This is a genomic window from Actinoplanes sp. NPDC024001 (assembly GCF_040638955.1).
Lineage (GTDB): Bacteria > Actinomycetota > Actinomycetes > Mycobacteriales > Micromonosporaceae > Actinoplanes.
This window is the reverse complement of record NZ_JBEZZB010000007.1, coordinates 44,293-68,681: the sequence shown is the minus strand read 5'-3', so window position 1 is coordinate 68,681 and position 24,389 is coordinate 44,293. Positions and strand designations below refer to the sequence as shown.

The window sequence follows — 24,389 nt, the reverse complement described above, 5'->3', positions numbered from 1 at the left end:
CCCATGCCGGAACCATCCCTCGACCTCGGCCGCCGGAGCCTGCTCACCGCCCTGCTCACCGGTGCCTTCGTGTCCGCTCCCGCCGCGGCCACGGCCGCCCCGGGCTGGACGGCGGGCGCCGGCCGCGAGGCGATCCGCAAGGCCTACACGTTCCTCGACACCAAGTTCGACGAGTACGGCTCCGGCAGCGCACTGCGCGTTCCGCGCAGCTACACCGGCGGGTTCTTCGAGACGCCGACCTGGACGTTCATCTCCTCTTTCGCGTACGACGACGCACTCGTCATCCTGGCCTGGCTGGCCCGCGGCACCCGGGGCGACGTGCGGCGCGCCACCGTCCTGGGCGACACCCTGCTCTACGCCCAGCAGCACGACCCGATCGGCGACGGGCGCACCCGGGCCTCCTACCAGCCGGACTCGTTCACGGTCCTCAACGGCACCCTCGACATCGGCTCGCCGGCGGCGTACACCGGCAACCAGGCCTGGGTGGGCATGGCCTTCGCGCACCTGTTCGCCCGGACCCGGCAGCGCCGCTTCCTCGACGGGGCCCAGCGTGCCGCCGAGTGGATCCAGGACAAGACGTGGGACGGCGTCCGCGCACCGCACGGCTACACCGGCGGGCGCAACGCCCAGGACGAGCCGAACACCTTCAAAGCGACCGAGCACAACATCGACGTCGGCGCCTTCTTCACGATGCTCGCCCAGCTGACCGGGCGGCAGGTCTGGCGGTCCCGCGCGCAGGCGGCGTACGCGTTCGTCGCAGCCATGCGGGACCGCGCCTGCGGTCACGTGTGGACCGGCACCGATCCGGACGGGGTGACGACCAACCGCTACCCGATCCCGGAGGACGTGCAGACCTGGGCATATCTGGCCACCCTGGACCGCCGCTACGAGCCGGCCGTGACCTGGGTCGTCGACAACCTCGCGGCCTACGACGCCGGCGTGGCCGGCGTCAGCTACAGCAATACCGACACGAGCAAGGTGTGGCTGGAGGGCAACGCGCACACGGCGCTCGCGCTCGCCGCCCGCGACAGCAAGGGCGATCAGCTGCTCGGCAGGAAGCTGCTCTGGAACATCGCGCGGGCCCAGGCCACCACCGCGAACGGCGACGGCCGGGGAATCCCGGCGGCCTCCAGCGACGGCCTGGACACCGGCTTCGGCGATCTCTACTACGCCAGCCTGCACACCGGCGCCACAGCGTGGTTCCTGCTGGCAGCCCTGGGCAGCAACCCGTTCCGGTTGGGGCACTCGACCCAGGCACGGGCCCGAACTGACATCCCGCCGGGGACCTGAGGCAAGGAGGCGGCCCGCCTCAGAAGGGCAGGTCCGGTGAAGCGGATCTGAAGCCGGCGGTTGACACGATGCCCGTGATCTGGAGCCAAGAGAGCACGGGAGGAACGTCGATGATGAAGATCTTATGGAGCAGACCGCGCGTCGCGGTGGTGACGGCGGCGCTCGTGCTGTTCTCGCCGGTGGTGCTCGCGCCCGGTGCGGTGCGTGCCGGGCCGGCGGCCGCGGTGAACGCGGTGGTCGCGTGGAACTCGCATGCCCAGACGGCCATCTATGAGGTCGCGCGGCAGTCGCCGACCACGACGGCGCGCAGCTTCGCGATGGTGCAGGGCGCCGTGTATGACGCGGTGAACGCGGTCGCCGGCGCGCCGTACCGGCCGTATCTGGTGGCGCCGCCCACCCGGCCCGGTGACTCGGCGCCCGCTGCCGTCGCCGCGGCCGCTCACGGCGTACTCCTGTCGCTCTTCCCGGCCCAGGCCGGCGCCCTGCGTGCGCAGTACGACGAGGCGCTTGCCGCGATTCCCGACGGCCGCTCCAAGAGCGGCGGCATCGCCGTCGGCGCGGCCGCGGCGGCGGCCATGATCGCCTCCCGGGTGAACGACGGCGCGTTCTCCGACGCGACGTGGCGGGTGGGCACCGAGCCGGGTCAGTGGCGGCCGACGCCACCCGGATTCCTGCAGGTCGGAGCCTGGTTCGCCACCCTCAAACCGTTCGTCGTGCCGGACCCCGGCCGGTTCCGCACGCCGGGCCCGCCGGCGCTGACCGGCGCCGTCTGGGCGCGGGACCTCAACGAGGTGAAGGCCGTCGGATCAGCCACCAGCACGGTACGCACGCCGGACCAGACCGAGGCGGCGATCTGGTGGGACGACCCGCGGCTGGTGGAGTGGGCGATCCTGCGCGACGTCGCCACCACCCAGCGGCTCGACATGCTGCAGGCCGCCAGGATGTTCGCGATGGCCGAACTGGCCGCTGTCGACGCGCTGATCGCCTGCTACCGGGAGAAGAAGCACTGGAGCTTCTGGCGCCCGGTGACCGCGATCCCGCTGGCCGGCACGGACGGCAACCCGGCCACCAAGGCCGAGCCCGGCTGGACGCCGCTGCGGGTCACGGCACCATCCACCGAGTACCCGTCGGGGCATGCCTGCTTCACGTCGTCGACGATGACCGCGCTGCGGACGTTCTTCGGCCGTGACGACGTCGCGTTCAGCGCCTACAGCGCAGACTCCGGCACCGTGCGGCACTACCGCAGCCTTGCCGCCGCGACGGCCGAGCTGAATCTGGCCAGGATCTGGGCCGGGGTGCATTACCGCACCGCCGTCGACCACGGCGACCGGCTCGGCACGAGGGTCGCCCGCGAGGTCCTGGCCCGCCAGTTCGGGCGCCCTTGACCGGCCGCGGTCGTCCTGCCGGACCTCAGCTTCACGCAAACTCGCCGGGGGATCGGTAGCCGGGGGCTCTGTGGACACGCTGCCCAGGTTTCCGGACATCCCGCCGTAACCGCCTCGACGCGGGCGGAGCCGGGCCGCCAGCATCACTCAACGTGGACATGTTCGCGGAGGAGGTGGCCACCGAGGGCTCCGGCTCCCGGCTGATCGTCGGGGTCCTCGGTCCGCTGGTGGTCTCGCTCGACGGGCACGCCGTGCCGGTCCGGTCACCGAGGCTCCGCACCTTCCTGGCGGTGCTGGCCCTCTCGGCCGGTGGACCGGTGCTGTACGACCGGCTGGCGACCGTCGTGTGGGGCGACGACCAGCCGAAAGACGCCCGCCGCGCGCTCCAGCTCTACGTGACCCGGTTACGGCAGCTGCTCAAGGCGGAACTGATCCGGACGGTACCCGGCGGATACGTTCTCGCGACGCGACCGGAACTGGTCGACGCCGTCCGGTTCGGCCGGCTGCTCGACGCCGCGGCACGTGCCGCGGACACGAAGGTCGAGCGGATGACGCTCGTGGAGGCGCTCGCCCTGTGGCGGGGCGAGCCGTTCGACGGTGTGCGGTCCGCGTGGCTCGAAAGTGTGGAGGCGCCACATCTGTCGGCGCTGCGGCTGGCCGCGCTGGAACGGCGGATCGAACTCGACCTGACCGCACGGCGGACCGGCGGCCTGATAGCCGAGATCGAGGACCTGACTGCCCGCTACCCGCTCCGGGAGCAGTACTGGGGCTATCTGATGACCGCGCTGGCGTACGCGGGCCGGCGTGCCGACGCGCTGGGAACCTATCAGCGGTTGTACCGCCTGCTCGCCGAGGAGCTGGGCATCGAGCCCGGCCGGCCCCTGCGCGAGCTGCATCGCCGGATCCTCGACGGTGAGGCGGCCTCCGACGCGCCGGCTGAGATTCAGGTGCCGGGCCCGCCGGCGCCGCGGCAGCTGCCGGCCACCGTCAACCACTTCGTCGGCCGCGGCGGCGCTCTGGCCCGCCTGGACGCGTGCCTGCCCACTGCAGGGGACGCGGCGCCGGTCGCCGTGACCATCACCGGTGCGGCCGGCACCGGTAAGACGGCCCTGGCCGTGCACTGGGCTCATCGGGTGACCGGCCGCTTCCCGGACGGGCAGCTGTATGTGAACCTGCGGGGCTCCGCCGCGGCGGGTCCGCCGCTGCTCCCCGCCGACGCGATCCGGCACTGTCTGAACCCGCTCGGGATCGCGCCGCACCACCTTCCCGCGGACCTCGACGCGCGAGCCGGGCTCTACCGGACGCTGGTGGCGGGCAAGCGGATCCTCCTGGTCCTCGACGACGCCCGCGACTCGCATCAGATCCGCCCGCTGCTGCCCGGCGCCGGCGGCTGCATGGTCGTCGTCACCAGTCGCGACGAGCTCGCCGGACTGGTCGCGTACGACGGGGCGCAGCCGCTCGAGCTCGACGTCCTCACCGCGCAGGAGGCGGTGTGGCTGCTGACGGTGCGGCTCGGCCCGGAGCGGGTCGCCGCCGAGCCCGAGGCGGTGCGGGAGATCGTGGAGCATTGCGGGCGGCGGCCTCCGGCGCTGAACGCCGTAGCGGCCCGGGCAGTGCGGCACCCGGCTCTGCCGCTGGCGGCGCTCGCCGGCCAGGTCTGATCGTCCGGGTACGCCGGGCCGGCTCAGGTCAGCCTGTCGGAACGGCCGGCTTCGATGCGGGACCACTGGGCGATGGGGCGTCCGTTCGTACGCCAGACCTCGGGGTTGCGGGCGTTGCCCCAGGTCTGGGGCCAGCCGTCGGGGGAGTCCTCCCATTCCTCCTGGCGTCCGTAGAGGGTCATGTCCAGCAGCCCGTGGGTGGGAGCCATGATCTCGACGCCGCGACCGCCGGTGTAGTACGTCTCGAACACCCGTTCGCCGTCCTGGACGTAGCAGACGAGGTGGTGGCGCTGCCAGTCACGACCCTCCAGCAGGCGCGCCGCCGTCTTCTCGGCGGAGTACCACGGCATGTCCAGACCCAGGAAGTCCCGGTAACGGACGCTCTCCTCGTACGGGCCCTTGCAGAGCACGGCGTACGTGACGTCGCGGGAGTGGAGGTAGGACAGCTCGCGGACCTGGCTGTTGAAGAACGTGCAGCCCTCGCACTGCTCCGCGGCGGGCCGGCCGGGCCACCAGGCGTGGAAGTACGCCACGAGCTGCCTGCGGCCTTCGAAGACGTCGAGGATCGTGACCGGCCCGTTCGGGCCGATGAGCTCGATGGTCGCGTCGACCTCCACCATCGGCAGCCGCCGCCGCGCCGCCGCGATCGCGTCCCCTTCGCGGGTGTGCGCCTTCTCCCGTGCGAACAGTGCTTCCCGTGCCTGCTGCCAGGTCTTCCGGTCCACCACAGCAGGGAGGGCCGGTCGGGGTGTTCGGTCGCTCATGATCGCCTCCAGGCATTGTCGCGGGTCTGCCGCCGGCGCGCCCCGCACCGGCTTCGATTCCATCAGTACGGAACTTCGGATCGGCTTCACCGTGCGCCGCGGCGACTACGTCGGCTGACGTAGGGAAAAAGCCGCTTGTGTGCCGATTCGAGGACGCGCGTCCTCCGGGATCGTGGCTACCACCGCGACAGTAGCCGCGCTGCGGGCCGAGGCAGGGATCGGCCGAGCGCCGGGAGGGGACCGCCGGTGAAGCCGATCCGAAGCCGCCCCCTGATCGCATGGGAGTGCGCACCAGCTCTCGGAGTCGAAGGACATGCATGATGAACCCTGATCACGATGCTATGACCAACGGTTTGACGGCGACGGGGAAGCAGAGGGCTGCACCGGATCGCAAGCCGCGTGCCCTGGACCGCCGGGTTCCCCTGACCGACATGCCGGTCTGGCTGATGCTCGTGCTGGTCGGCCTCGGCCTGCCCCGGACCGTCCTGGCGGACCTGGACATCGTGGCCCCGGAGAGCTCGTTGCTCTACTACGTCCTCGCGCTGACGCCCTTCGCGGTCTGGGTTCTGGTGGCGATCGTTCGCAGGAGCCGCCGGCCGTTCGCGGACTTCTTGGTCGTCGGTGTCCTGTACGGGCTCTCGCTCGTGGTGGTCCACCAGGTGCTGTGGGGTGTGGGGCCCTCCCTCGGGCACCAGCCACCCGAGAGCGCCGTCGACTTCGCCAACCAGTTCAGCCCGGCATGGCGCGGGCTCGCTCTGCGCGGCTTCACCAGTGGGATCGCCGTGGTGATCGGCGTCGGCGCAGGCCTCGCCGCTGCGGTGATCGCGGCAGCGGCGCACGGCGGGCGCGCCAGCCGTGCCCGCCGGGCCGCCTCGTAGCCGTGCGCCGGCGACCTGCGCCCATGGCCACGGGCGAGTCAGTATCGGGGGCAGTGCGTGCCCACCGGCCGCGACTGAGCCGCTTCTGGCGCCGGACCACGCTGGTGTTGCACCTCGCCGCGGCGGGCGCCTGGATCGGCATCGACGTGATCGTGGCCGTCCTGGTGGTCACCGGATGGTTCAGCGACGACGTCGCGGTGCGCAGCCTCGCCTACCGGGCGCTGGCGACCTTCGTGGTGTGGCCGATGCTCACCGCCGGGCTGTTGTGTTTGGCCACCGGGCTGGTGCTCGGGCTCGGCTCTGTCTGGGGCCTGGTTCGTTACTGGTGGGTCGCGGTCAAGCTCGTCCTCAACCTGCTGCTGTGCGCGCTGATCGTGCTCGCCCTGCAGCCCGGGATGGAGGACGTGGCCGGTTACGGCACGGATCTGCTCACCGCAAGTCCGGACGCCGGGCGCGTGTCCAGACTGTTCTTCCCGCCCGCAGTGTCGTTGTCGGTGTTGGTCCTCGCCACCACGCTCGGTGTCTTCAAGCCGTGGGGCCGCATCGGTGGCGGGCGCCCGAGAGGGCCGGATGTGCGTGCCAAGGCTGGGGCTGTACCGGAATCGTGAGGTTGTCGTCGCAGGCAGCCGAGCAGAAGGTGCTCGAAAGCTGGCTGCGCGGCCTGTACGTGCTGTCGGCCAAGCTTGGAGAGGTTCTCGGGTTCTCGCTCGACGCCCCGCCGGCAGGCGTCGGCCGTCAGCGTCCGTTGAGGGGCGGTGGATCGGCGGACCGGCGCAGGTAGAGAACGGCGGTGTCGTCGTTGTGGCGGCCCACGTCGGCGTGCTGAATGTTGGCCAGCAGCGCGTCGACGTACTCATCCGGGTCCGTGATGGTGGCCAGGCGGCTGGCGAGTTCGACGAAGCGTTCTTCGCCGAGGCGGGTGCCGTCGTCGCAGAAGCTGTCGATGACGCCGTCGGTGTACAGCAGCAGTCCCGCACCGGCGGGCACGGTGATGCGCGATTCGCGCCAGCGTGCTCGTCCAGGCGCCATCCCCAACCCCGGGCCGTACGCGGTCGGGGCCGGATGGGCGCCGTCACCGGTGATGATCAACGGTGCGGGATGGCCGGCGCTGAGCACGATCACCTCGGCCTGGCCGGCGGTGATGCCGACGGTGCAGACGGTGGCGAACATGCCGTCGTGCGGCCGCTCGGCGACCAGGACCTGTTCGAGCAGCCGCATCCGGTCGGCCTTGCGCAGTCCGGCCAGAGTCAGGGTGCGCCAGCCGAACCGTAGACCGACTCCCAGTGCGGCTTCGTCGGGTCCGTTACCGCAGACGTCGCCGATGAGGGCGTGCACTATCCCGTCCGCGGTTTGCACGACGTCGTAGAAGTCGCCGCCGAGCAGCGAGCGTTGCTGGCCGGGCAGGTATCGGCTGACCACGCTCACCGTCGTGTCGCTCAGCAACGGTCGGGGAAGCAGGCCGCGCTGCAGGCGAGTGTTCTCCTCCGCCTGCAGTTGACCGTCGCGCAGCCGGCGTTCGGCAACTTGGACGCGTCTGCGCTGCACCGCGTAGCGGATGGTGCGGGCCAGCACCGCGGCGTCGACCTGATCCTTGACGAGGTAGTCCTGGGCGCCGGCCGCGACCGCTGCCGAGCCGGTCGCGGCGTCGTTGAGGCCGGTCAGCACCAGCACGGCAGCGTGCGGCCACCGCCGCAGCACTTGGCGCAGCGCCGGTAGTCCTTGACCGTCCGGCAGGTGCAGGTCCAGCAGGACGCAATCCGGGTCGTAGTTGCTGTTCTTGGCCTGCTTGAGGGTGCTGACGTGGTGCAGGCGGGCGTCGAGGTCGCTGTCGGCGAGATACTCCTGGACCAGGACGGCGTCGCCGAGGTCGTCCTCGATCAGCAGGATGACGATGCCGGCGACCGATGCGTCAGCCTCGGACGTGCCGTGAGACACGCCGGTGTTGCCCGGCAGCGACGTGACGGCACTGCGTCCGTCAACGGTCACTGTGTTTACCTCTTCTTCGCCGTCTGCCGATCGGTGTACGCCGTTGACCAGGAACCGGTCGACGTCAGTATGCCCGACCGGCGGCGCATGCGGGATAGCCGCTGCCGAGGGGTGCCATTGGCTCACCCGTCGGCGGAGATCATGCAAGCCAGAAATCAGCGTGTACGCCTTGTGAAGGCGGCGACGCCGGCCGAGAAGCCGCTGCGACGAGTTCCTGAGTGCGGGGCGACAGCGTGGGTATGACTGTGTTCGAGGCGCGCGCTTGCGCGACCATGAGCGGAAGGAGACCCGCGTGGCTACGGGAGAAACCGGCTTCGACGACGTGACCTTCGATCTCATCTCGGTGCAGTACCACTCGCTCAAAGCCGGACATGACTACGGGCAGTACGTCCGCGACGCCAAGAACGCCGGCCAGGACGAGATCGCGTCCTTCTTCGAGCAGGTGATGGCAGAGGACTCGGAGCGGGCCCGCAAATGCCACGAGTTCCTGGTCCGCCTCGGAGGTACGGACAACACCAGCCCTCGAAACGGCTGACCGTCGGCGTGTTCGCAGGCCCTGGCAGCGCCGGGCCTGCGAGCACCCGCGTGTTGCCGAGCGCTATGCCGGACGGCGGTGCATGACCGCATGCGGGAAGTGCAGCCGGACCGAGGTGCGGCCGGGCACGGAGTCCACGTGCACGATGTCGGCGAGTTGGCGGGCGAGCCAGAGTCCGCGGCCGCCGGGCAGGGTATCGGTGATCTGGGGCCGGTGATATCCGGCGGTGGGTGGCACCGGTTTGCCGGCGGCGTCGTCGCATTGGACGGTGAGGGTGCCGGCGTGGTGCCAGGCTCGGATGCGGACCGGGGTGCCGGCGTGGCGCAGTCCGTTGCTGGCCACTTCGACCGTGGCGACCACGAGGTCGTCGGTGGGTTCCTCGGCGAAGCCGTGTCCGGCGGCCCAGGCGGTCAGCGCCTGCCGCAGGTCGCGCAGTTCGGTGACCTCGGCCAGGGCGCGGTCGTGGTCGACCCGAGCGGGCGGCGGTGTCAGCGGCTGCTGCCGTGCGGCGAGGTAGGTTTCGGGCGTCACGTAGGCCGGGCTGGGGTGCCGCCCGGCGGCGGTCAGCAGATGTGAGTGGGTGGCGCGGACACCGTCGATGACGCTGGCCGGGTGGTGGCGGCTGTCCCAGAGGCAGGTGACGGCGGATCCGTACGGTGCGTAGGCGTCGTTGCAGACGGCCTCGTACGCCAAGTAGGCCGACACCCGGTCGAGCTCGGTGTCCGCCGGATCGGCCAGTTGCGGTTCGGCGATCACCTGGACTTGTCGTCCGGCGTCTGCCTGTTCGGCCAGATAGCGGCGGAAGCCCTCGTAGGCGAACCCGAGGCGCTGGTAGAACCCTGCCGGGTCTGCCCAGCGCAGCCATCCGTTCAGGCCACTCCACCGGTCGGCGATCAGCGAGCGGGTGTGTTCGCCCACCACCAGCAGCGCTTCGTCGTAGGCGGTGGCCGCATGCCGCAGCAGCCGCGCCAGGGCGGTGAGCATCTCGTCATCGGTCCCGGCGATCAACGCGCTGTGCACGAAACCGCCTGCCCGCTGGTGATCGAGGCGCTCGGCAGTCATCGCGTGACCATTGCAGGTGGACGGGTCTCTACGCTAGTTGTCATGATCAGCAAATCGGATGAGTACTGGTAGCCGGACAGACACCGGGATACCCGCGCTGAATCAGGTCATGCCAGTTCGGGCGGTCCGGCCCTCGTGCCTGCTTCTCGCGATCGTGGGACATGTGGGGTAAGAGCGGTGCTCATCGGCCACTGTCGACGCCTCGGGGAAGGCGGATGGTGAAGCTGGTGGCGGCCGCGTCGGGTGCGCTCAGGGTCAGGGTGCCTTGGTGTTGCTCGATGATCGCTCGGGCGAGGGTGAGGCCGAGCCCTGATCCGGGTACGCCGCCGTGGCGCAGCGTGTCACTGCGGTAGAACAGGTCGAAGACGCGGGCGTGCTGGTCGGCGGGGATACCCGGTCCGGTGTTGGACACCGTGACGGCGGCGACGCGGCGGTCACCTCCGACAGCGATGGTGATGGTGCTGTCGTCCGGCGCCCAGGTGCCGGCATTGCGCAGCAGTTCGTCGACGGCGTCGCGGATCCGGTCGGGGTCGGCGTAGACGATGACCGGAGTGGGAGCGTCAACGGTGATGCCGGCGGCCGTGGCGCCGCGGGCGGCGCGGGCGGCGGCGCCGATCACCTCGGTCAAGTCGATGCGCTGGATCTGCAGGCGCACGTGCCCGGCTCTGGTGCCCGCGACGTCGAGCAGGCGGGCGACAAGTTGTTGCAGGTCCCCGACGCGGCGGTGGATGACTTCGAGCATCTGCTGTCGTTCGTCGGACGGCATGTCGGGTTCGTCGCGCAGGATCTCAGCGTTGGCCTGGATACCTGTCAGCGGGGTGCGTAATTCGTGGCCGACAAGGGTGATGTACTCGTCGCGGCTGTGCTCCAGAGCGGTGGTGGACAGGTCGGCGCGGCGGCGTTCGAGGAACTGGCCGAGGTGGGCGGCGATGCTGGTCAGGATGGCCGCGCGCATGTCGTCGCCGTCGGCGCCGGGATCGACGTCGTGCGCGGCCACGGACGTCTGGACGGCGAGCGGGCCGTGGTCGTGGTCGACCCGCAGGGCCGCGAGCGGCGCATCACCGCGCGGCACGCCGTCGTCCTGGACACCGGGAGCACGGCTTTCGTCCCTGATGTACCGGGCCTGCGCGAAGCGCGGCCGTGGGTGTCCCGCGACGTCACGAACCTGCACGACGTGCCCGCCCGGGTCGTGGTGCTCGGCGGCGGCGTGGTGGCGTGCGAGGCAGCGACGTGGCTGAACGGGCTGGGAGCGCAGACCACCGTCGTGCACCGCGGCGACCGGCTGCTGGAGAAGAACGAGCCCTTCACCGGCGAGCTCGTCGCCGACCGCTTCCGCGAAGCGGGGGTCGGGGTACGTCTCGCGACGTCGATGACCTCGGTACGGCGGGCGGACGTCAACCGGGCCGGGGTGGGTCACGTGCACGGGGGAGAGGTGACGGTGACCCTGTCCGACGGCGACACGATCACCGCGGACGAGATCGTCGTGGCCACCGGCCGAAGCGCCAACAGCGAGGGCATCGGTCTGGAGACCGTCGGCCTGCCCGCCGGCGGCCCGGTGGCCGTCGACGACCACATGACCGTGACCGGGGTGGCCGGTGACTGGCTCTACGCCGTCGGCGACCTGTGCGGACGCGCGCTGCTGACGCACATGGGCAAGTACCAGGCGCGGATCGCCGGGAACGTGATCGCCGCCCGAGCCGCCGGCCGGCCACTCGGCGATGATCCGTTCACCCCGTACACCGACGTCGCCGACCACGGCCTCGTACCGCAGGTGATCTTCACCGACCCGGAGATCGGCGCGGTGGGCCTGACCGAGGCGGAGGCCCGGCAACAAAACCTCGACGTCCAGGTGGTCGAGTACGACATGGCGGCGCTGGCCGGCACGTACGTGTTGCGCGACAACTACGTGGGCCGCGCCAAGCTGGTGCTGGACAGATCGGCCGACGTGGTGGTGGGAGCGACCTTCGCCGGCACCGGCGTCGCCGAGCTGACCCACTCGGCGACGATGGCTGTCGTGGCCCGCATTCCTGTCCCGGTTCTCTGGCACGCGGTGCCGAGCTACCCGACCGTCAGCGAGGTCTGGCTCCGCCTGCTGGAGACTCTCGACGCGGCCCGGCACGGAGGCTGATCCGGTCAGTGGATCACCGGGCGGTCCTGCATGGTGGTGCAGTCCAGCGCGGCGGCGGCCGGGGCCGCCAGGCCCAGTTGCACCACCTGGCGGGTCAGGGCGGCGTCGAGCAGCCAGTCGGCGGCGGTGCGCACGCGGTTGCCGGGCGGCGCCAGCAGGTGGTAGCCGCGGGTGACCGCCTTGGCCGGCAGGCCGGCCAGCGGCACCCCGACCGGGTTGGCGGCGGCCTCGGTGCCTCCGAGATCCACCAGGAAGCCGAGGTCATGATGCTTGTACGCGCGCCGCCTGCCGTCGCCGTAGGACGCGGCGATGTTGTACGCGGCGCGCCGGCCCTGGCGCTGGGCGTGCTGGGCGGTCATCGGGGTCAGCTCGCCCGGGCGGGTCAGGTCCGGCACCGCGGCCGCGTCGCCGACGGCGTACACCTCGGGGTGCCCCGGTACGGTCAGGTACTCGTCGACGACCAGCCGGCCCCTTTCGGTCTTGAAGCCGAGTTCGCTGACGAGCGGGTCGGGGCGTACCCCGACGCACCAGATCAGCGAGCGGGTCGCGACGAACTCGCCGTCGGTGAGCTGCACCCCCTCGGACGTCGCCTCCCGCACCGACACGCCGGTGCGCACGTCGACGCCGCGGGCGCGCAGCACGGCGTCGGCGGTGTCCGACAGCCGCGGGCTCAGCTCGGGCAGGATCCGCTCCGCCAGGTCGAGCAGCAGCCACCGGGGCCGGGCCGGCAACCGCGGATGCCGGGCGTGCAGCACGTCGGTGTAGAGCACCCCCTGCGCGGCGACCTCGGTCCCGGTGTAGCCGGCGCCGACCACCACGAAGGTGGTGCGGGCGGCCCGCTCGGCGGCGTCGCCGGCCTGGACCGCCAGCTCGATCTGCCGGGTCATGTGGTCGCGCAGGTAGAGCGCTTCGGCGATGTCTCGGAAGCCGCGGGCATGTTCGTTGACGCCCGGGATGGGCAGCAGCTTGTTCACGCTGCCGAGGGCCAGCACGAGCCGGTCGTAGCCGCAGTCGCCGTGGCGGCCCTCGGCGTCCACCCAGCCGACCCGCCGCTGGTCGACGTCGATGCGGTCCGCCTCGCCGAGGATCAGACGGATGCCCGGCAGGGTCTCCGGCAGCGAGACGGTCACCCGGCGCGGATCGATCACCCCGGCGGCGACCTCCGGCAACAGTGGCAGGTAGAGGAAGTAGTCCATCGGGTTGATCAGCGCGATCTCGGCGCGCCCGCGGGAGAGCCGCAACAGGGCGCGAGCGGCGTGGTAGCCGGCGAATCCGGCGCCCACGATGACGATCCTCGGGCGGGCCATGGCGGTTCCCTTCCGCCGCGCCGCCGGGCGACGCGATCGCGCTCACCGTCGCACACTGCGCCTTTCCTTCGCCCCCGGGACAGTCCCTGGTCCCTGCCGCAGCCGACCACGAACAGGTCGCACCTGCCGTGACCACCGTCGGCAGGTAGCTTGACCGAAGCCCTGGCTGACCTCGACGCCGAACCATGCGCGACTGCTCTGCCGGCAACGCTCAGGGCCACCAGCGGCGAATGCGAAGGATCTCCTCGGTGAGGCGGACCGGCAGGTCGGGGTCGAGGGTGGCGACGATCGGGCCCGCGGCTTCAAGGTCACCCAGGCGCTCGCCTCGGTGGGCGGTGGCAAGGGCTCGCAGCAGTGGGTGCCAGTGATCGGTGGTCAGCTGGGGAGAAAGACGCTGAAGCATGCGGCGGCGGGCGTTGTTGTCGTCGGTTGCGAGGGCCGTGTTGAGCGCCAGGCCGGTCATGTGGGGTGCGAGGCGCGGGTGCAGACCGTCCATGACGGCCTCGAACAGGCTGGGTCGCTCGTCGATGTGGGTCACTGCGGCACACTCGCGGAAAAGGAGTGCCGCGCGGTCCGCGGAGTCGACGCCGCAGCGGGCCAACGTCCGAAGAGCCTGCCATCGAGGTGCGCCGGTCAGCGCGGCAGCCGCGACCTCCAGGGCAGTCGCTGCTGTTCGGCGGTGGGCGGGATCCAGCCGAGGCTGGAGGTCGTTGAGCAGCACGACCCGCTGCTGTGGGTGCGGCAGGGCGAGCACCGCCGACAAGAGGTGGGCGGGTGCCGGGGTCGGCGCGGTCGCGATGTTCAGGTGCAGAGCAACCGCGGGACCATCCCCGGCGCCGCGGTCGCCGGCGCGGGCCAGTAGATGCGGGTGGCCGGACAGATACGGCACGGCCTGGACCAGTGCCCAGCCACGGAGTACCTCGCCGTTGGGTGCCGCGGCGGGCAGGGTCAACAGGACGTCCAGGGCACGTTCCAGCAGGGGAGTTGCCGTCTGCAGGGAGGGCAGGAGGGCGACCACCGCCACGGTGCGTTGCCGGTGGCCGGTCAGGGCGGCGGCGAGAGTGAGGGCTCGCTCCGCCACGGTGGGATGCCCGGCCAGGTGGGGCCCCACAGTTTGAAGCACTTGGGTACGGCTGCCTCCGCGGAACCCGGAGGCCTCCGGCATGGCGGTGGCGTCGTCGAGGGCTGCCGCGGCCGCCGTCCCGCGCAGCCGATCCGGCAGGAAGCGGACGCTGTGAGCGACGGCGAACGCTCGCGGGTCAGTTGGCAGGGCCAGGAGAAACGCGAGCGTCTCGTCCAGTACACCCTCGGGACATCGGGCCAGGTGCGGAAGCAACGCTACGACCGCGTCGGTGAAGATGGGTCCCAACTGGTGTCCGGGCTCGGTGGCGCGAAGGGCGGCGATCAGGGGCCGACACAGCGAGCCGGGTTCGAGGCCCGCGGCCAGCTCGGCGATGCCGTACGCGAACGAGAACGTCGCCGCGTCACAGCTCGCCTCTTCGACGGCCGCGGCGACCAGGGCCGCGCGGGCCCGGGGTCCGCGTTGTGCGCCAAGGCTGACAGCACCCGGGCCCGCTCCGCACCGGCGGGCAACTCATCCGTCAGCTGCACCATCCGGTCCAGCTGGCCCGGGCCGGCGGCTACCGCGGCGAGGCCGGCGACCGCTCGGGAGCAGGCGAGGTCGTCGCCGATGACGGACAGATCCGCGACGGCCTGCTGAAGCAGTGGTACCCGGTCCGCCGGTGACAGGACAGGCGACAACCCGGCCACGGCATCGGCGCGGGCGGCGGCCTCCGGTATCGACCGGGCAATGCCGATCGCCCGGCCGACGAGGTCCGGGTGGGCGCCGAGTGCGGGCGCCAGGTCGCCGATCGCGGCCGCGCACCACGACTGTCCGAGGGCGCTGTGCGGTTCAAGCAGGCTCAATGCCCGGTCGAGCAGGTCGCGGTAGCCGGCGAGGTGCGGGGCGAGCGCACTCAACGCCATGTGGTGGTTTCTGCCCTCGGCCCGTACCAGGCCGACCAGCTCGAGCGCGTCGTTGAGCTTGGCCCGCCGCGGTCCGGGTGGCCACGTGGGCGCGAGGGAGGCGATCACCTGTACAGCGCTGATCATCGCCGTGGCGTCGGCCGCGTTCCGGATGTCGGCCAGCGCCCGGTCTTGGGCCTGTCGCCTGGTCCGGCCGTGCAGGTTCGGCACCAGCCGCGCGGTCGCCTCGGCCCGCTCCAGGGCGAAGGGGATGGCGTAGGCGATCGTCAGGGCGCGGCGCGCCAGGCCTGGTCGGTCGCGCAGGAGCGGGGTCAGGCTCGTCAGCGCGCTGCCCCGGTAGAACTCGGCCTCGATGCCCGCCGTGACCGCCAGGGCGGCGTCGAGCAACTCGGACCGGCGCTGCGGCAGCGCCCTGGCGAGCGCGATGCGGCAGGCGGCCCGGGTGTGTGCGATCTCCGCCCGCGCCGATTGTTCGGCGTGGTGCAGGTGCGCTGCCTCGCTGTCGTGGTCCACCCACTCGCCGTATCCGCTGTAGTCCTCCCGTGCCGCGGCGAGGAGCAGATCCTCGTCGATGCCGGCGAACGCGAGTCGCTCGGCGGCCGCTCGGAGACCGGGGTTTGTGCCCAGGTACGGAGCCAAGTCTGTGAGCACAGCGGCGCGGTCGAGGACGTGATCGGCCGCGCCGGCCCGGTGCAGCAGCTGCGCCACCAGCGCGTCGCGGTCGGCCGGCGGCAGCAGCGGCAGCAGTTCCGGGCCGGGGTCGGTGGCCAGCGCGCTGTGGGCGATGCGCTGTCGATCCGGCTCCGGCGCATGGCGGGCGATCGTCGCGAGAGTCGTGGCCCGCTGCCGTTCGCCGGTGATCCGGTTCGCATGGCCCAGCGCGGCGGCGGTGGTCCACACCCCGTACTCCAGTAGGCGCCCGAGCAGTGTCAGGCTCAGGTTCGCGGCTGGCGTGCCCACACTCGCCAGGGTCAGGCGGTAGCGCAGCTCCAGCGTCATCCGCTGCGTTGGGCCGACCCCCGGCCCTTCGATGCGGCGCCGCGCCTGCTGCACGTCGTCGAGATAGCCTTCGAGGTCGTCTCGGGTCGTCCGCAGCCGAAACCATGCGTTGTCGCCGTCGGCGTCCTCCATGACCAGCAGATGGTGCAGCTCCGTGCCGCGGCCGGACTCCGCGAGGTGGAAGGCGAGGCTGCGACGCTCGTAGCCGGAGAGCGGCCACATGTCAGGGCCACCAGCGCCGGGCCCGCAGCACCTCCGCCGCCGCGTCTTGCAATTGGCCGGCCGTGGCTACCCGCTGCAGCAGCGGGGTGAGTTCGGCGAGTCCTGTCGCGCAGTCCTCCCGCGTACCCGTGGCCAGCTCACGCCAGCGGGAACGGAGGTGCTGGTACACGTCGGTCGCCGACCATCTGTGTGCACGTTCTTCCTCGTCCAGGAACGCCTCACAGATCTCGTCCCGCCGGTCGGCGGGCAGCCGCCGGGCGAGACGACGGATGCTGTCCGTGTCGTCGCCGCCCTCAGCGATCGCCTGTTCGATCGTTTCCTGGTCGAGCGGCACGTCCGGCCGGTCGGCCAGATCCGCCAGCGCCGACACGCGTAGAGGCGTGATGCCGATGGCGCGTATCCGGGCGAGCGCCTCCGCCGGGCCACGCCGCACCGCCAACGCGCACAGCGCGCTCTCCCGGTCCCACTGATCCAGAATTTCGTCCGCCAGGTGTGTCGCGGTGTCCAGGGCGTCGCCACGCAGATGCGGGCTCAGTGCCGTCAGGAAGGTGGTCCGGCTACCGTGGCCGCTCTCCTCGGCGGGGAAGTCCGCGGCAGCGTCCAGCAGGACCTCGACCATCAAGTCCCGCTCGTGGTCGTTGGCCATCAAGGCGAGCGCCCCGGTGTGCGCGGCGATCCACGGCAGCCGTTGCGTGATCGAACGTGCCGCGACCCAGAATTCGTTGTCGAGCAGGGCGCGACGGTGGCGGGCGAACTGCAACAGAGCATGTCCGCGATCCTCGTCCTTGCGGATTTCGCGGATCAGGCCGAGCACGGTGGAGACCTGCTCGTCGGGGATGAACGGGTAGAGCGGCACCAGCGCCCGGTCCGGGTGGAACTCGCCTGGCACCCACTCGTACCAGCGCTGGGGGCGCTGCCTGAGAGCGTGTCGCAGCGGTTGCTGTTCCGCTACCCGGGCCGCGATGGCCTGGAGGATCTCGGTGACCAGGTCGTCCTTCGTTTCGGTCACCGGCAGCAGCGTGGTCAGGGCCTCGACTCGGTTGTCGGAGGGGGTCTGCCGAGCGAGTGTGCGCAGGCGCGGTAGGTGCGCGTCAACAGGTACGCCACGGCTGGCGATCTCGTGTACGAGGGTGAGGATCGTCATCGGGTCCTCGATGCGCAGCGACAACCGCAGCGCGTCGTCGAGCAGCTGCCCCCGATCGGCGCCCAGCCGGTCGGCCAGCGCGATTCTGGCTTCCACCTGTGTGTAGGCATCGCTGAGCGCGTCGATGGTGGCGAGCTTGGCCCGGTCGCTCGCTTCGCGGGCGAGCGCGAGGACCGCGTGGCGGCGATGGTCCGGGTCGGGAATAGCCGAGGCGTGAGCGAGGGCGACCTCGAAGTTCCGGTGATCGAGTAGCGGCGCGAGTTCCGCGATGACCCATGCCGGGACGGCGCCGTCCTCACCGTCGATGCCGCCGAGGAGGGCTTCCTCGACGATCGCCGGGGCGGCGCGCCCCGCAGCCGCCAGCGCCGCGAAGGCCGTCGTGATGGTGATCGCGTCGCCGATGCGCCGTGCCGAAATCAGCGCGCGGTCGACGTCGGCTGGGGTCAGGCGCGGAGCGAGCGCCGTGACGACGCGGCCCCAGCGGCTTCCGGTGAGCGATTCGGCGTGGGCGAGCGCGGTCCGCGTCAGGGAGTCGGGCAGCAGCGGCACGAGCAGGCGCAGCGCGAAGGAGCGGTCGTCGGCGCGACTGATTCCGGCGGCCGCGTCGAGCGCTTCGCTGAGCAGCGGTTCCGCATCGGGGACCAACGGAGCTAGGGCGGTCAGCGTCCGGGCTCGTTCGGCCGAGCCTGCGGGCAGATCCCGCAATGCGCCGGCCAACCGGGCTGCCCGTTCCTCCGGTGGCAAGTGCGGGGTGAGGGCCGCCAGCGCCTCGGCTTGCAGTGGGCCCGGTACGAGCGCGTCGACGGCCGCACGCGCACGCGGCAACAGTTCCGGACGGCGGGCGGCGCAGCCGGCCAGGAGGATGGCGCCGACGACCGGTTCCGCCGCCTGCTCGGCGGCGCGGACGAGCCTGTCGACGAGGGGATCCGGCATGGCGGGCACCAGTGTGCTCAGACTGCGTACGCCGAGCGTCCACGGCATCGGGCGACCGTCGATGCGGTCGGCGCCGGGCCGCACCGGCGCCTCAGTGGTGATCGGCACGTCGGCGAGTGGCGGCCACAGCCTCGGCGGTAGGGCCCCGAGCAGACAGGCGAGGTTCTCGTCGGCCTCCACCTGACCGGTGGATGCGATCACCTCGGTGGCCTCCGCTGCGATCTCGCCCAGCAGGTCGTCTGGAGCGGCGGCCGCAAGCTGTCCGTACGCCCGCAGCCGCCAGTCGGGCCGATGCGAGATGGACCGGGCAGCGTCGAGCCCAGCCGCCAGAGCATTCCGCCGCTCGCCGTCCGGCAGTCGCAGCGCGAGCAGCGCGAACGCCTCCGCACGTAACGGACTGAACGGCTGCTGCGCGGCGAGTCGAAGGGCGTGCCGGATGGGCCACAGACGATGGTCGACCGCGGCGGCCAGCAGGGCGGGTGGGATGTTGCGCGAGACGCTATTGACGGATGCGACGGCTAGGCCGTACCGAATCTGACGGACCAGGCCGGACGGGGTTCGGCCTCGCGCCACCTCCAGATCGGACTCGCGGTCTGCCAGCCGCCAGGCGAGCCGTACGTCGTCGACATACTCCTCCATCGCGCCGCGATCACCCTTGCGGGCGTACCAGGCGTTGCGGGAGCCCGCGGAGAGCCCGAGCAACCGGTGCACCTGTCCGTCCCGGCCGGCCATGGCCAGATGCTCCAGGAGGTGCCGCAAGTCGTAGGCGCTGAGCGCTGCGAAGGCATCCGCCGTCATGAGCAGCGAGCGTATGCTTGACCGCGATGACGGCGATACTCACCGGACTGGACGAGTACGAGGTCCGGCATGTGATCGCCCACCTCCTCCGCTCGGGTCACACCGCTGAGGCCATCACCAGCCTGCAGCATCTGCCGTTCCTCGGCGATGCGGTCACGCGTACGGGTGTCGATGCCCTGTTGTCCGAGCTTGACGACGTGATCCGCCACGCTGACAACGACTCGGGCCGCGGGGCGGGACCGCGTCTACGGGCCCTGCGCACGGGACTCTCTCACTCGGCGCACGTCCTTCGGAGGGATCCTGCGCAGCTCCCCGGTCAGCTGCTGGCACGTCTGACCGCTGAGCAGATCGGCGCGCGCCTCACCGGTCAGATCGATCAGTTCGCCGGCTGGCCCTGGGTGCGGCCCCTGCAGCAGGCGCATCTGGCGGCGCCGGCCGCATTACTGCGCACCATCGCCGCACGGGGCAGATTCATCGATGTGGCGGCCATGTCCGGTGACGGGTCCGTCATCGGGTCGGGCGACCGGGACGGGTTCGTGGCGATCTGGGAAGCCGGCACCGGACGGGAACTAGCGAGGTTGCGCCAGTTCGACTCGTACATCGTGGGACTGTCGGTGGTCGATGAGCAGACGATCGTCGTGGCTACCGGGCGCGGACCGGTCGTACGGGTCGGCCTGCGGACCGAGACGATTGAGGCGCGAGCCGACGGCGAGGGCCGGATCAGCGCGTTCGCGGCTACGCCTGACATGTTCTTCGTCGGGTACGCCGATGGCCGAGTGGCCGCGCTGGCGGCCGCCGATCTGCACACCCACTGGGTTCGCGACACCGGTGCGGGGGAGGTCAACGCCGTGGCGGCGTGCCACGGCGGCGTCGTGGCGGCAACCCGTGACGGCGCGGTGGTGCTCCTTTCGGATCCACCGACTGAGCCACGCCACCTGGCACGCCTGCCCACTCGACTGCACTCGGTCGCCGTCGCGCCGGACCAGACTGTGCTGGCCGGTGGCAAGGACGGCATCGTCTACCGGTTGTCCACCGAGGGGCTGGTCGGAAAGCTGATCGGCCACCGCAACCAGGTCCGGGCGATCGTGGTTACCGCTGCGGACCCACTGGCGGCGTTGAGCGCCTCCTATGACGGATCGGTGTTGCGGTGGGATCTCGTAACGGGAACACCGACGCTGGTCGGTCGGCACGCGGGCTGGGCACTGGCACTCGCGGCGAACGGCGACGTCGCGGTCAGCGGCTCGGAGGACGGAACGCTGCGGATGTGGCGACTGTCGCTTGCCGAAGGTACGCCGCAGCCCGTCGCGCGCGGGGTCCGCGCGGTGGCCCTCTCCGCGGACGGAACATGCGCCGCCGCCGCGGGTCCCGGACGGTTGCTGCGGGTCGTCGCGCTGCCGTGGGGTGAGGAGATTCTCGCTCGACGGCTGCCGGGACGAGACGTGACCGGCGTTGCCGTCACACCGACGGGCGATTACGTTCTCGCTTGTGCCAACGACGGATCGGTGTGGCGCGTGGACCTGGCCGCCGGCGAATGCCGTCGTCTGGGTCGGCACGGCAGAGGCCTGGACAGCCTGAAGCTGGCCGCCGGCGGCCAGCTCGCGATCTCGGCCGGACGCGACAGCACCGTCCGGGTGTGGGACGTCCGATCGGCCGAGCCCGTCGCGACATTCAGGGCGGACGCCTGGTTCGGCGCGATGACGATCACGCCGGACGGCGCCCGGATCGCGGCCGCGGACTGGGACTACCACATCCAGCTTTTCGGTCGCCGTCGCTCGAGGCCGATGCGTACCTTCGTCGGCCACGAGCAGACGATCTCCTGCCTGACTTTTGTACGGCAGGGACGCGCCCTGGTCTCCGGATCATGGGATGGGACGGTCCGGTTGTGGCCGATGCGGTCCAGCAGCCCTGGATGGGTCGTTGCACACGACGAGTGGGTCACCGAGCTGGCTGTCACGCCGGACGATCGCCTGGTGGTGGTCGGTTATGCGAGCGGGCTGGTTCGCGTGCACCGGCTTCGTGACGGCAAGCAGGTACATCACCTTCGCGGACATGAAAGCTTCGTCACGGCGGTCGAGCTGACGCCGGACGGAAAGCACGCTGTGACGGCCGGAGGGGAGGGCACCCTGCGGGTGTGGTCTCTGGCGGACGGCCGGCAGGTCTGCGCGTTCGATGAGGAACCGGCGCTGAGTTGCTGCACCGTGACGGGCGGCGATCCGGTGACGGTCTTTGCCGGTGACAACGCCGGAGAACTACGGACCTACCTGGTGCAGGGCGACCCGGATTGAGGTTGTCCGGGTTCCGGCTCTGGACCCGCTTTCCGGCAGTATTCGCGACGATCGCGGTCAAGGCCAGAACACGACCACCTGCGCGAACGCGCGTGCGACGTCGGTCGCCGGGTCGCGCCCGGCCACGGTGGCGACTGCCGGGCGCATCGCCACCAGGTCGGCCAGGAGGGCGGCACGGCCGTGGGCCGTCGCGGCGCGGAGCAACTCGCACCAGGCTTCGTCGCGTCCCGTCGGGGCGAGCTCGGCGAACCGGGACGCGAGCTTCGCGAGCACGCCGGCCCTGGTCTCGTCGTCCGTGATGTCGGCGGCCTCGGCGAGCAGTCTCCGGGCGAACGCGTCGTCCCCGACCACGGCGAGATCGGACAGGGCCCCGGGCCACCCGCTCTGCCGCTCGCCGCGTGTCGTCGCCCGGAGGCGCTCGGTCCGGACCAGCTCCAGCGCGCGGTCTGCCAGCTCTGTCCGGGTGTCGCCGGGCAGGTGCCGGGCGAGCCTCACGATGGCCGTCGCGCGGCTGGTCCGCAGGATGTCCCCGTCATCGCGCACGCGTACCTCGGCGAGTTGCCGCACCATGTCTCGGATCGCCGCCGGCGGCAGGGTGCCGGGCAGGAATGTCTCCCGCAGGTCGAGCAGGTCAGCCCGGGTCAGCATGCGGCCGATCACGCCCAGTTCGTCCCGGGCAGGGTGCTGCTCGTCCCGGTCCGCGAAGCCCTCCAGGGTCGCCAGGGCCTGCCGTCGCCGCTCCGCCGACCAGAGCGGCATGAGCGGCCGGACCGCGTGCGTGCCGCTGATCCGCCCCCACCTCGGCAGGGTCTGCAGGCACGTGGCGAGTAGCCGCTCGAGTTTGTCGCCGCGCAGCAGTTCCGCGACGGCGGCCGCCTCGGTGGTGAGCGGGTGACCGCCGCGAAGGCTCTGTTCCAGCAGATCCTGGGCGCGGTCGAGCAGGCCGGCCCGCGCGGCGCCGTCGCTCCGCCGGGCCAGGGCCACCAGCAGCTTGCACCGATGTCCCGGATAGTCGAGCGTCTCAGCCAGTTCGGCCGCGTCGGCGACGAGCCGCTCCGGCAATTGTGGGGCCAGACCGGTGAGCGCCCAGGCACGCTCGCTCTGTTCGCCCAGCGCGGCGGCCCGGCGTACGGCTTCGCGCAGGGCGTCGTCGGACAGGAAGGGCGCTGTCTCGACGGCGACCGTGGCGCGGGCGCTGTCGGCGTAGTTCGAGCCCGCGACCCGCTCCGTCTCGGCCGCCACGACCGGGGCGCGATCGGCCGGGTCGAGCAGCGGCAGCAGTGCCGGAACCGCGATCATGCGCTGAGGACTGGACCTGGTCGCGGCGACCGCCTCGCCCACCACGGCGGCCCGTTCGGCCGGCGGCAGTGACGTGTGCAGGCCGAAAGCAACCAGCAGCGGCGACCCGGCGGGACGGACCGAGGCGAGCCGGGGGCGCAGCGTGTCGTCGGCAGGTCGGCCGTGCAGGCGCAGCAGGGGCAGCGCCCACAGACCCGCGTCGTCCGCGGCGGAGAACCGTTCCTCCAGGGTGCCCACCGCCTCGTCAGGCAGGTGCGGAGCGAGGCGGTCCCACTGCTCCTCCCACTGTGTCCGGGAGATGCCCCGCAGCGCGGAGAGGGGCCGGTCCGCCGCCGCGAGCCAGTCCGCCAGGATCGCCTCGCGGGCGGCCGGGTCCATCGCGATCATGACATCGACTATCGGCTCGGCGCGCTGGTGCGGCTCGGGCACCTGCTCGACGGCCCGCAGCGCCTCCCGGGCGAGGGCTCGCTGGCGGCGCGCCGAGGCGCCGGGCACGAACGCGGCCAAGGCGGTGGCACGGTCGCGGGGGTCGTCGGCCCGGACGATGCGCAGGGCCTTGCGGCGCAGCGAACCCGACAGGTGCGGCGCGAGGGTGATCAGAACATCGCGGGTTTCGAACCAGCGGGTGCGTCCGGACAGCTTCCGCACGGTCCGGCCCAGCAGCCCGTCGCGCTGCCGTGCGGTCAGCGCCGGCAGCAGGTGTGCCAGCGCCTCCGCCGTCTCCCGCTTCTCCAGGGGAAGCCGGGCGAAGCCGTCGAGCACCTCGGGCAGGAGCTCATCCCGGTCCGCCGGGGGCAGCGACGGGAGGACGACCGCGAGCAGGCGGGTGCGCGGGTCCGCCCGGTCGAGCGCGCGGATCGCCGCAACGGCCCGCCGGAGGCCGTCCGCGGTCAGCCAGGGCGCGAGCGTGGCGAGCTGCCGGGCGCGATGCGGCCAGCGGAGCGCGTCGCGTACGCAGTCGTCCAGGGTGTACTCGGGAAGGTGGGGTGCCAGGCCCGCCAGCGCCGCCTCCTTGACGGCGTCCGGAAGGCGCAGCACCTCGATGACCGCGACGTTCAGCTCGGCGTCGGTCATCATCGGGGCCAGCGCGGCCAGGGTCTCGGCGCGGGCGCGCTGATAGCGGACGTCGCGCAGGCGCCGATAGACGCGCCGGCCGTCCTCGGCGGACAGGAACGGCACCACGGGGGCGAGGAAGGGGGCGACGTACTCCAAGTTCGGCGCCGCAGCCGCGGCGAGCTCGATCAGCTCGTCGACCACCGGAGCCCGCTCGGCCGGCGGAAGATGCGGTGCGAGCAGTGCGAGAGTCTTGGCGCGCCAACCCGGCGCCGGGATGGTGCGGGCCAGCGTGATCGCGTACGGCCTGCCGATCAACAGCAGCCGCTCGATCAGGGCGGTCGGCAGGGAGTCGCTGCGAGACTGCAGCGTGGCCAGCGCGAGCGCGAGGTAGACCTGATCCGCGACCAGCCCCGGCCGGCGATCAGGCCCGGCCGCCGGCAGCTCACGGTCGAGCATGCCGAGAGCACGGCCGAGGTCTCGGGCGTACCCCTCGATGTCGCCACGCGCCGACCTGGCCACGAACCAGGCGTTCCGGTAGGCGCCCAGGTCCTGCACGATCCACTCGAGCCGCAGCAGTCTCAGTACGTCGCTGGACCGGCCGCTCGACTCCAGATGCTCGACGAGGTTGGTCAGCTCGTACGCGTCCAGCGCGCCCACCGGGTTGTCCACAT

The 24,389-nt window shown here is 71.8% G+C and carries 17 protein-coding genes; 8 read left to right on the top strand and 9 right to left on the bottom strand.

Features of this window, described 5'->3' with window-relative positions; translation table 11 throughout:
* Positions 1–3: 3 nt before the first annotated feature.
* From AB0F81_RS04930 to AB0F81_RS04920, 3 genes are all read left to right on the top strand, one after another.
* Positions 4–1,290: a hypothetical protein gene (locus AB0F81_RS04930; RefSeq protein WP_360191052.1), complete on the top strand. Its 1,287-nt coding sequence runs from the start codon at positions 4–6 to the stop codon at positions 1,288–1,290.
* Between the two features lie 110 nt (positions 1,291–1,400).
* A complete protein-coding gene (locus AB0F81_RS04925; RefSeq protein WP_360191050.1) occupies positions 1,401–2,675 on the top strand; it encodes a vanadium-dependent haloperoxidase in 1,275 nt (424 codons plus the stop codon).
* Positions 2,676–2,833: 158 nt separating this feature from the next.
* Positions 2,834–4,336, top strand: coding sequence for a BTAD domain-containing putative transcriptional regulator (locus AB0F81_RS04920; RefSeq protein WP_360191147.1), 1,503 nt, complete (start codon positions 2,834–2,836; stop codon positions 4,334–4,336).
* Between the two features lie 23 nt (positions 4,337–4,359).
* Here the strand turns inward: AB0F81_RS04920 and AB0F81_RS04915 are convergent, their stop codons facing one another.
* Positions 4,360–5,100, bottom strand: coding sequence for a DUF899 family protein (locus AB0F81_RS04915; RefSeq protein WP_360191047.1), 741 nt, complete (start codon positions 5,098–5,100; stop codon positions 4,360–4,362).
* A 431-nt stretch (positions 5,101–5,531) separates the two neighbouring features.
* Here AB0F81_RS04915 and AB0F81_RS04910 point away from each other — a divergent pair, with 431 nt between their 5' ends.
* Both AB0F81_RS04910 and AB0F81_RS04905 read left to right on the top strand, forming a co-directional pair.
* On the top strand, positions 5,532–5,978 hold the full coding sequence (locus AB0F81_RS04910) for a hypothetical protein (protein ID WP_360191044.1): 447 nt from the start codon (positions 5,532–5,534) through the stop codon (positions 5,976–5,978).
* A gap of 53 nt (positions 5,979–6,031) precedes the next feature.
* Positions 6,032–6,586 carry a hypothetical protein gene (locus AB0F81_RS04905; RefSeq protein WP_360191041.1) on the top strand — a complete coding sequence of 185 codons (555 nt, stop codon included), beginning with the start codon at positions 6,032–6,034 and terminating at the stop codon, positions 6,584–6,586.
* A gap of 127 nt (positions 6,587–6,713) precedes the next feature.
* Here the strand turns inward: AB0F81_RS04905 and AB0F81_RS04900 are convergent, their stop codons facing one another.
* Entirely contained in the window at positions 6,714–7,964 is a 1,251-nt protein-coding gene (locus AB0F81_RS04900; RefSeq protein WP_360191038.1) for a SpoIIE family protein phosphatase, read from the bottom strand.
* A 292-nt stretch (positions 7,965–8,256) separates the two neighbouring features.
* Here AB0F81_RS04900 and AB0F81_RS04895 point away from each other — a divergent pair, with 292 nt between their 5' ends.
* A complete protein-coding gene (locus AB0F81_RS04895) occupies positions 8,257–8,499 on the top strand; it encodes a hypothetical protein (RefSeq protein ID WP_360191035.1) in 243 nt (80 codons plus the stop codon).
* Between the two features lie 63 nt (positions 8,500–8,562).
* Here AB0F81_RS04895 and AB0F81_RS04890 read toward each other — a convergent pair whose 3' ends face one another.
* Both AB0F81_RS04890 and AB0F81_RS04885 read right to left on the bottom strand, forming a co-directional pair.
* Positions 8,563–9,561 (bottom strand): ATP-binding protein, encoded by a 999-nt coding sequence (locus AB0F81_RS04890; protein WP_360191032.1) that lies wholly within the window; start codon positions 9,559–9,561, stop codon positions 8,563–8,565.
* A gap of 181 nt (positions 9,562–9,742) precedes the next feature.
* Entirely contained in the window at positions 9,743–10,633 is an 891-nt protein-coding gene (locus AB0F81_RS04885; protein ID WP_360191029.1) for a HAMP domain-containing sensor histidine kinase, read from the bottom strand.
* On the opposite strand from AB0F81_RS04885, the gene AB0F81_RS04880 reads away from it, so the two are divergent.
* A complete protein-coding gene (locus AB0F81_RS04880) occupies positions 10,547–11,689 on the top strand; it encodes an FAD-dependent oxidoreductase (RefSeq protein ID WP_360191026.1) in 1,143 nt (380 codons plus the stop codon). The two genes, AB0F81_RS04885 and AB0F81_RS04880, sit on opposite strands and share 87 nt — an antisense overlap.
* Positions 11,690–11,694: 5 nt before the next feature.
* Here the strand turns inward: AB0F81_RS04880 and AB0F81_RS04875 are convergent, their stop codons facing one another.
* The 4 genes from AB0F81_RS04875 to AB0F81_RS04860 all read right to left on the bottom strand — a co-directional run bounded on the left by AB0F81_RS04875 (position 11,695) and on the right by AB0F81_RS04860 (position 19,012).
* Positions 11,695–12,996, bottom strand: coding sequence for an NAD(P)/FAD-dependent oxidoreductase (locus tag AB0F81_RS04875; RefSeq protein WP_360191023.1), 1,302 nt, complete (start codon positions 12,994–12,996; stop codon positions 11,695–11,697).
* A gap of 211 nt (positions 12,997–13,207) precedes the next feature.
* Positions 13,208–14,365 (bottom strand): hypothetical protein, encoded by a 1,158-nt coding sequence (locus tag AB0F81_RS04870; protein ID WP_360191020.1) that lies wholly within the window; start codon positions 14,363–14,365, stop codon positions 13,208–13,210.
* A gap of 35 nt (positions 14,366–14,400) precedes the next feature.
* Positions 14,401–16,203 carry a hypothetical protein gene (locus AB0F81_RS04865; protein ID WP_360191017.1) on the bottom strand — a complete coding sequence of 601 codons (1,803 nt, stop codon included), beginning with the start codon at positions 16,201–16,203 and terminating at the stop codon, positions 14,401–14,403.
* A 1-nt stretch (position 16,204) separates the two neighbouring features.
* Positions 16,205–19,012: a hypothetical protein gene (locus tag AB0F81_RS04860; protein ID WP_360191014.1), complete on the bottom strand. Its 2,808-nt coding sequence runs from the start codon at positions 19,010–19,012 to the stop codon at positions 16,205–16,207.
* Positions 19,013–19,104: 92 nt separating this feature from the next.
* Between AB0F81_RS04860 and AB0F81_RS04855 the strand changes: the two genes are divergently transcribed.
* Positions 19,105–21,363 carry a WD40 repeat domain-containing protein gene (locus AB0F81_RS04855; RefSeq protein ID WP_360191011.1) on the top strand — a complete coding sequence of 753 codons (2,259 nt, stop codon included), beginning with the start codon at positions 19,105–19,107 and terminating at the stop codon, positions 21,361–21,363.
* A 57-nt stretch (positions 21,364–21,420) separates the two neighbouring features.
* Here AB0F81_RS04855 and AB0F81_RS04850 read toward each other — a convergent pair whose 3' ends face one another.
* Positions 21,421–24,387 carry a hypothetical protein gene (locus AB0F81_RS04850; RefSeq protein ID WP_360191008.1) on the bottom strand — a complete coding sequence of 989 codons (2,967 nt, stop codon included), beginning with the start codon at positions 24,385–24,387 and terminating at the stop codon, positions 21,421–21,423.
* Positions 24,388–24,389: the final 2 nt, after the last annotated feature.

Excerpts from the sequence above, each read along its gene's own strand:
- AB0F81_RS04930 (WP_360191052.1), top strand. The coding sequence starts at position 4 with ATGCCGGAACCATCCCTCGACCTCGGCCGCCGGAGCCTGCTCACCGCC.
- AB0F81_RS04925 (WP_360191050.1), top strand. The coding sequence starts at position 1,401 with ATGATGAAGATCTTATGGAGCAGACCGCGCGTCGCGGTGGTGACGGCG.
- AB0F81_RS04920 (WP_360191147.1), top strand. The coding sequence starts at position 2,834 with ATGTTCGCGGAGGAGGTGGCCACCGAGGGCTCCGGCTCCCGGCTGATC.
- AB0F81_RS04915 (WP_360191047.1), bottom strand. The coding sequence starts at position 5,100 with ATGAGCGACCGAACACCCCGACCGGCCCTCCCTGCTGTGGTGGACCGG.
- AB0F81_RS04910 (WP_360191044.1), top strand. The coding sequence starts at position 5,532 with ATGCCGGTCTGGCTGATGCTCGTGCTGGTCGGCCTCGGCCTGCCCCGG.
- AB0F81_RS04890 (WP_360191032.1), bottom strand. The coding sequence starts at position 9,561 with ATGACTGCCGAGCGCCTCGATCACCAGCGGGCAGGCGGTTTCGTGCAC.
- AB0F81_RS04875 (WP_360191023.1), bottom strand. The coding sequence starts at position 12,996 with ATGGCCCGCCCGAGGATCGTCATCGTGGGCGCCGGATTCGCCGGCTAC.
- AB0F81_RS04865 (WP_360191017.1), bottom strand. The coding sequence starts at position 16,203 with ATGTGGCCGCTCTCCGGCTACGAGCGTCGCAGCCTCGCCTTCCACCTC.
- AB0F81_RS04860 (WP_360191014.1), bottom strand. The coding sequence starts at position 19,012 with ATGGCCGGCCGGGACGGACAGGTGCACCGGTTGCTCGGGCTCTCCGCG.
- AB0F81_RS04855 (WP_360191011.1), top strand. The coding sequence starts at position 19,105 with ATGACGGCGATACTCACCGGACTGGACGAGTACGAGGTCCGGCATGTG.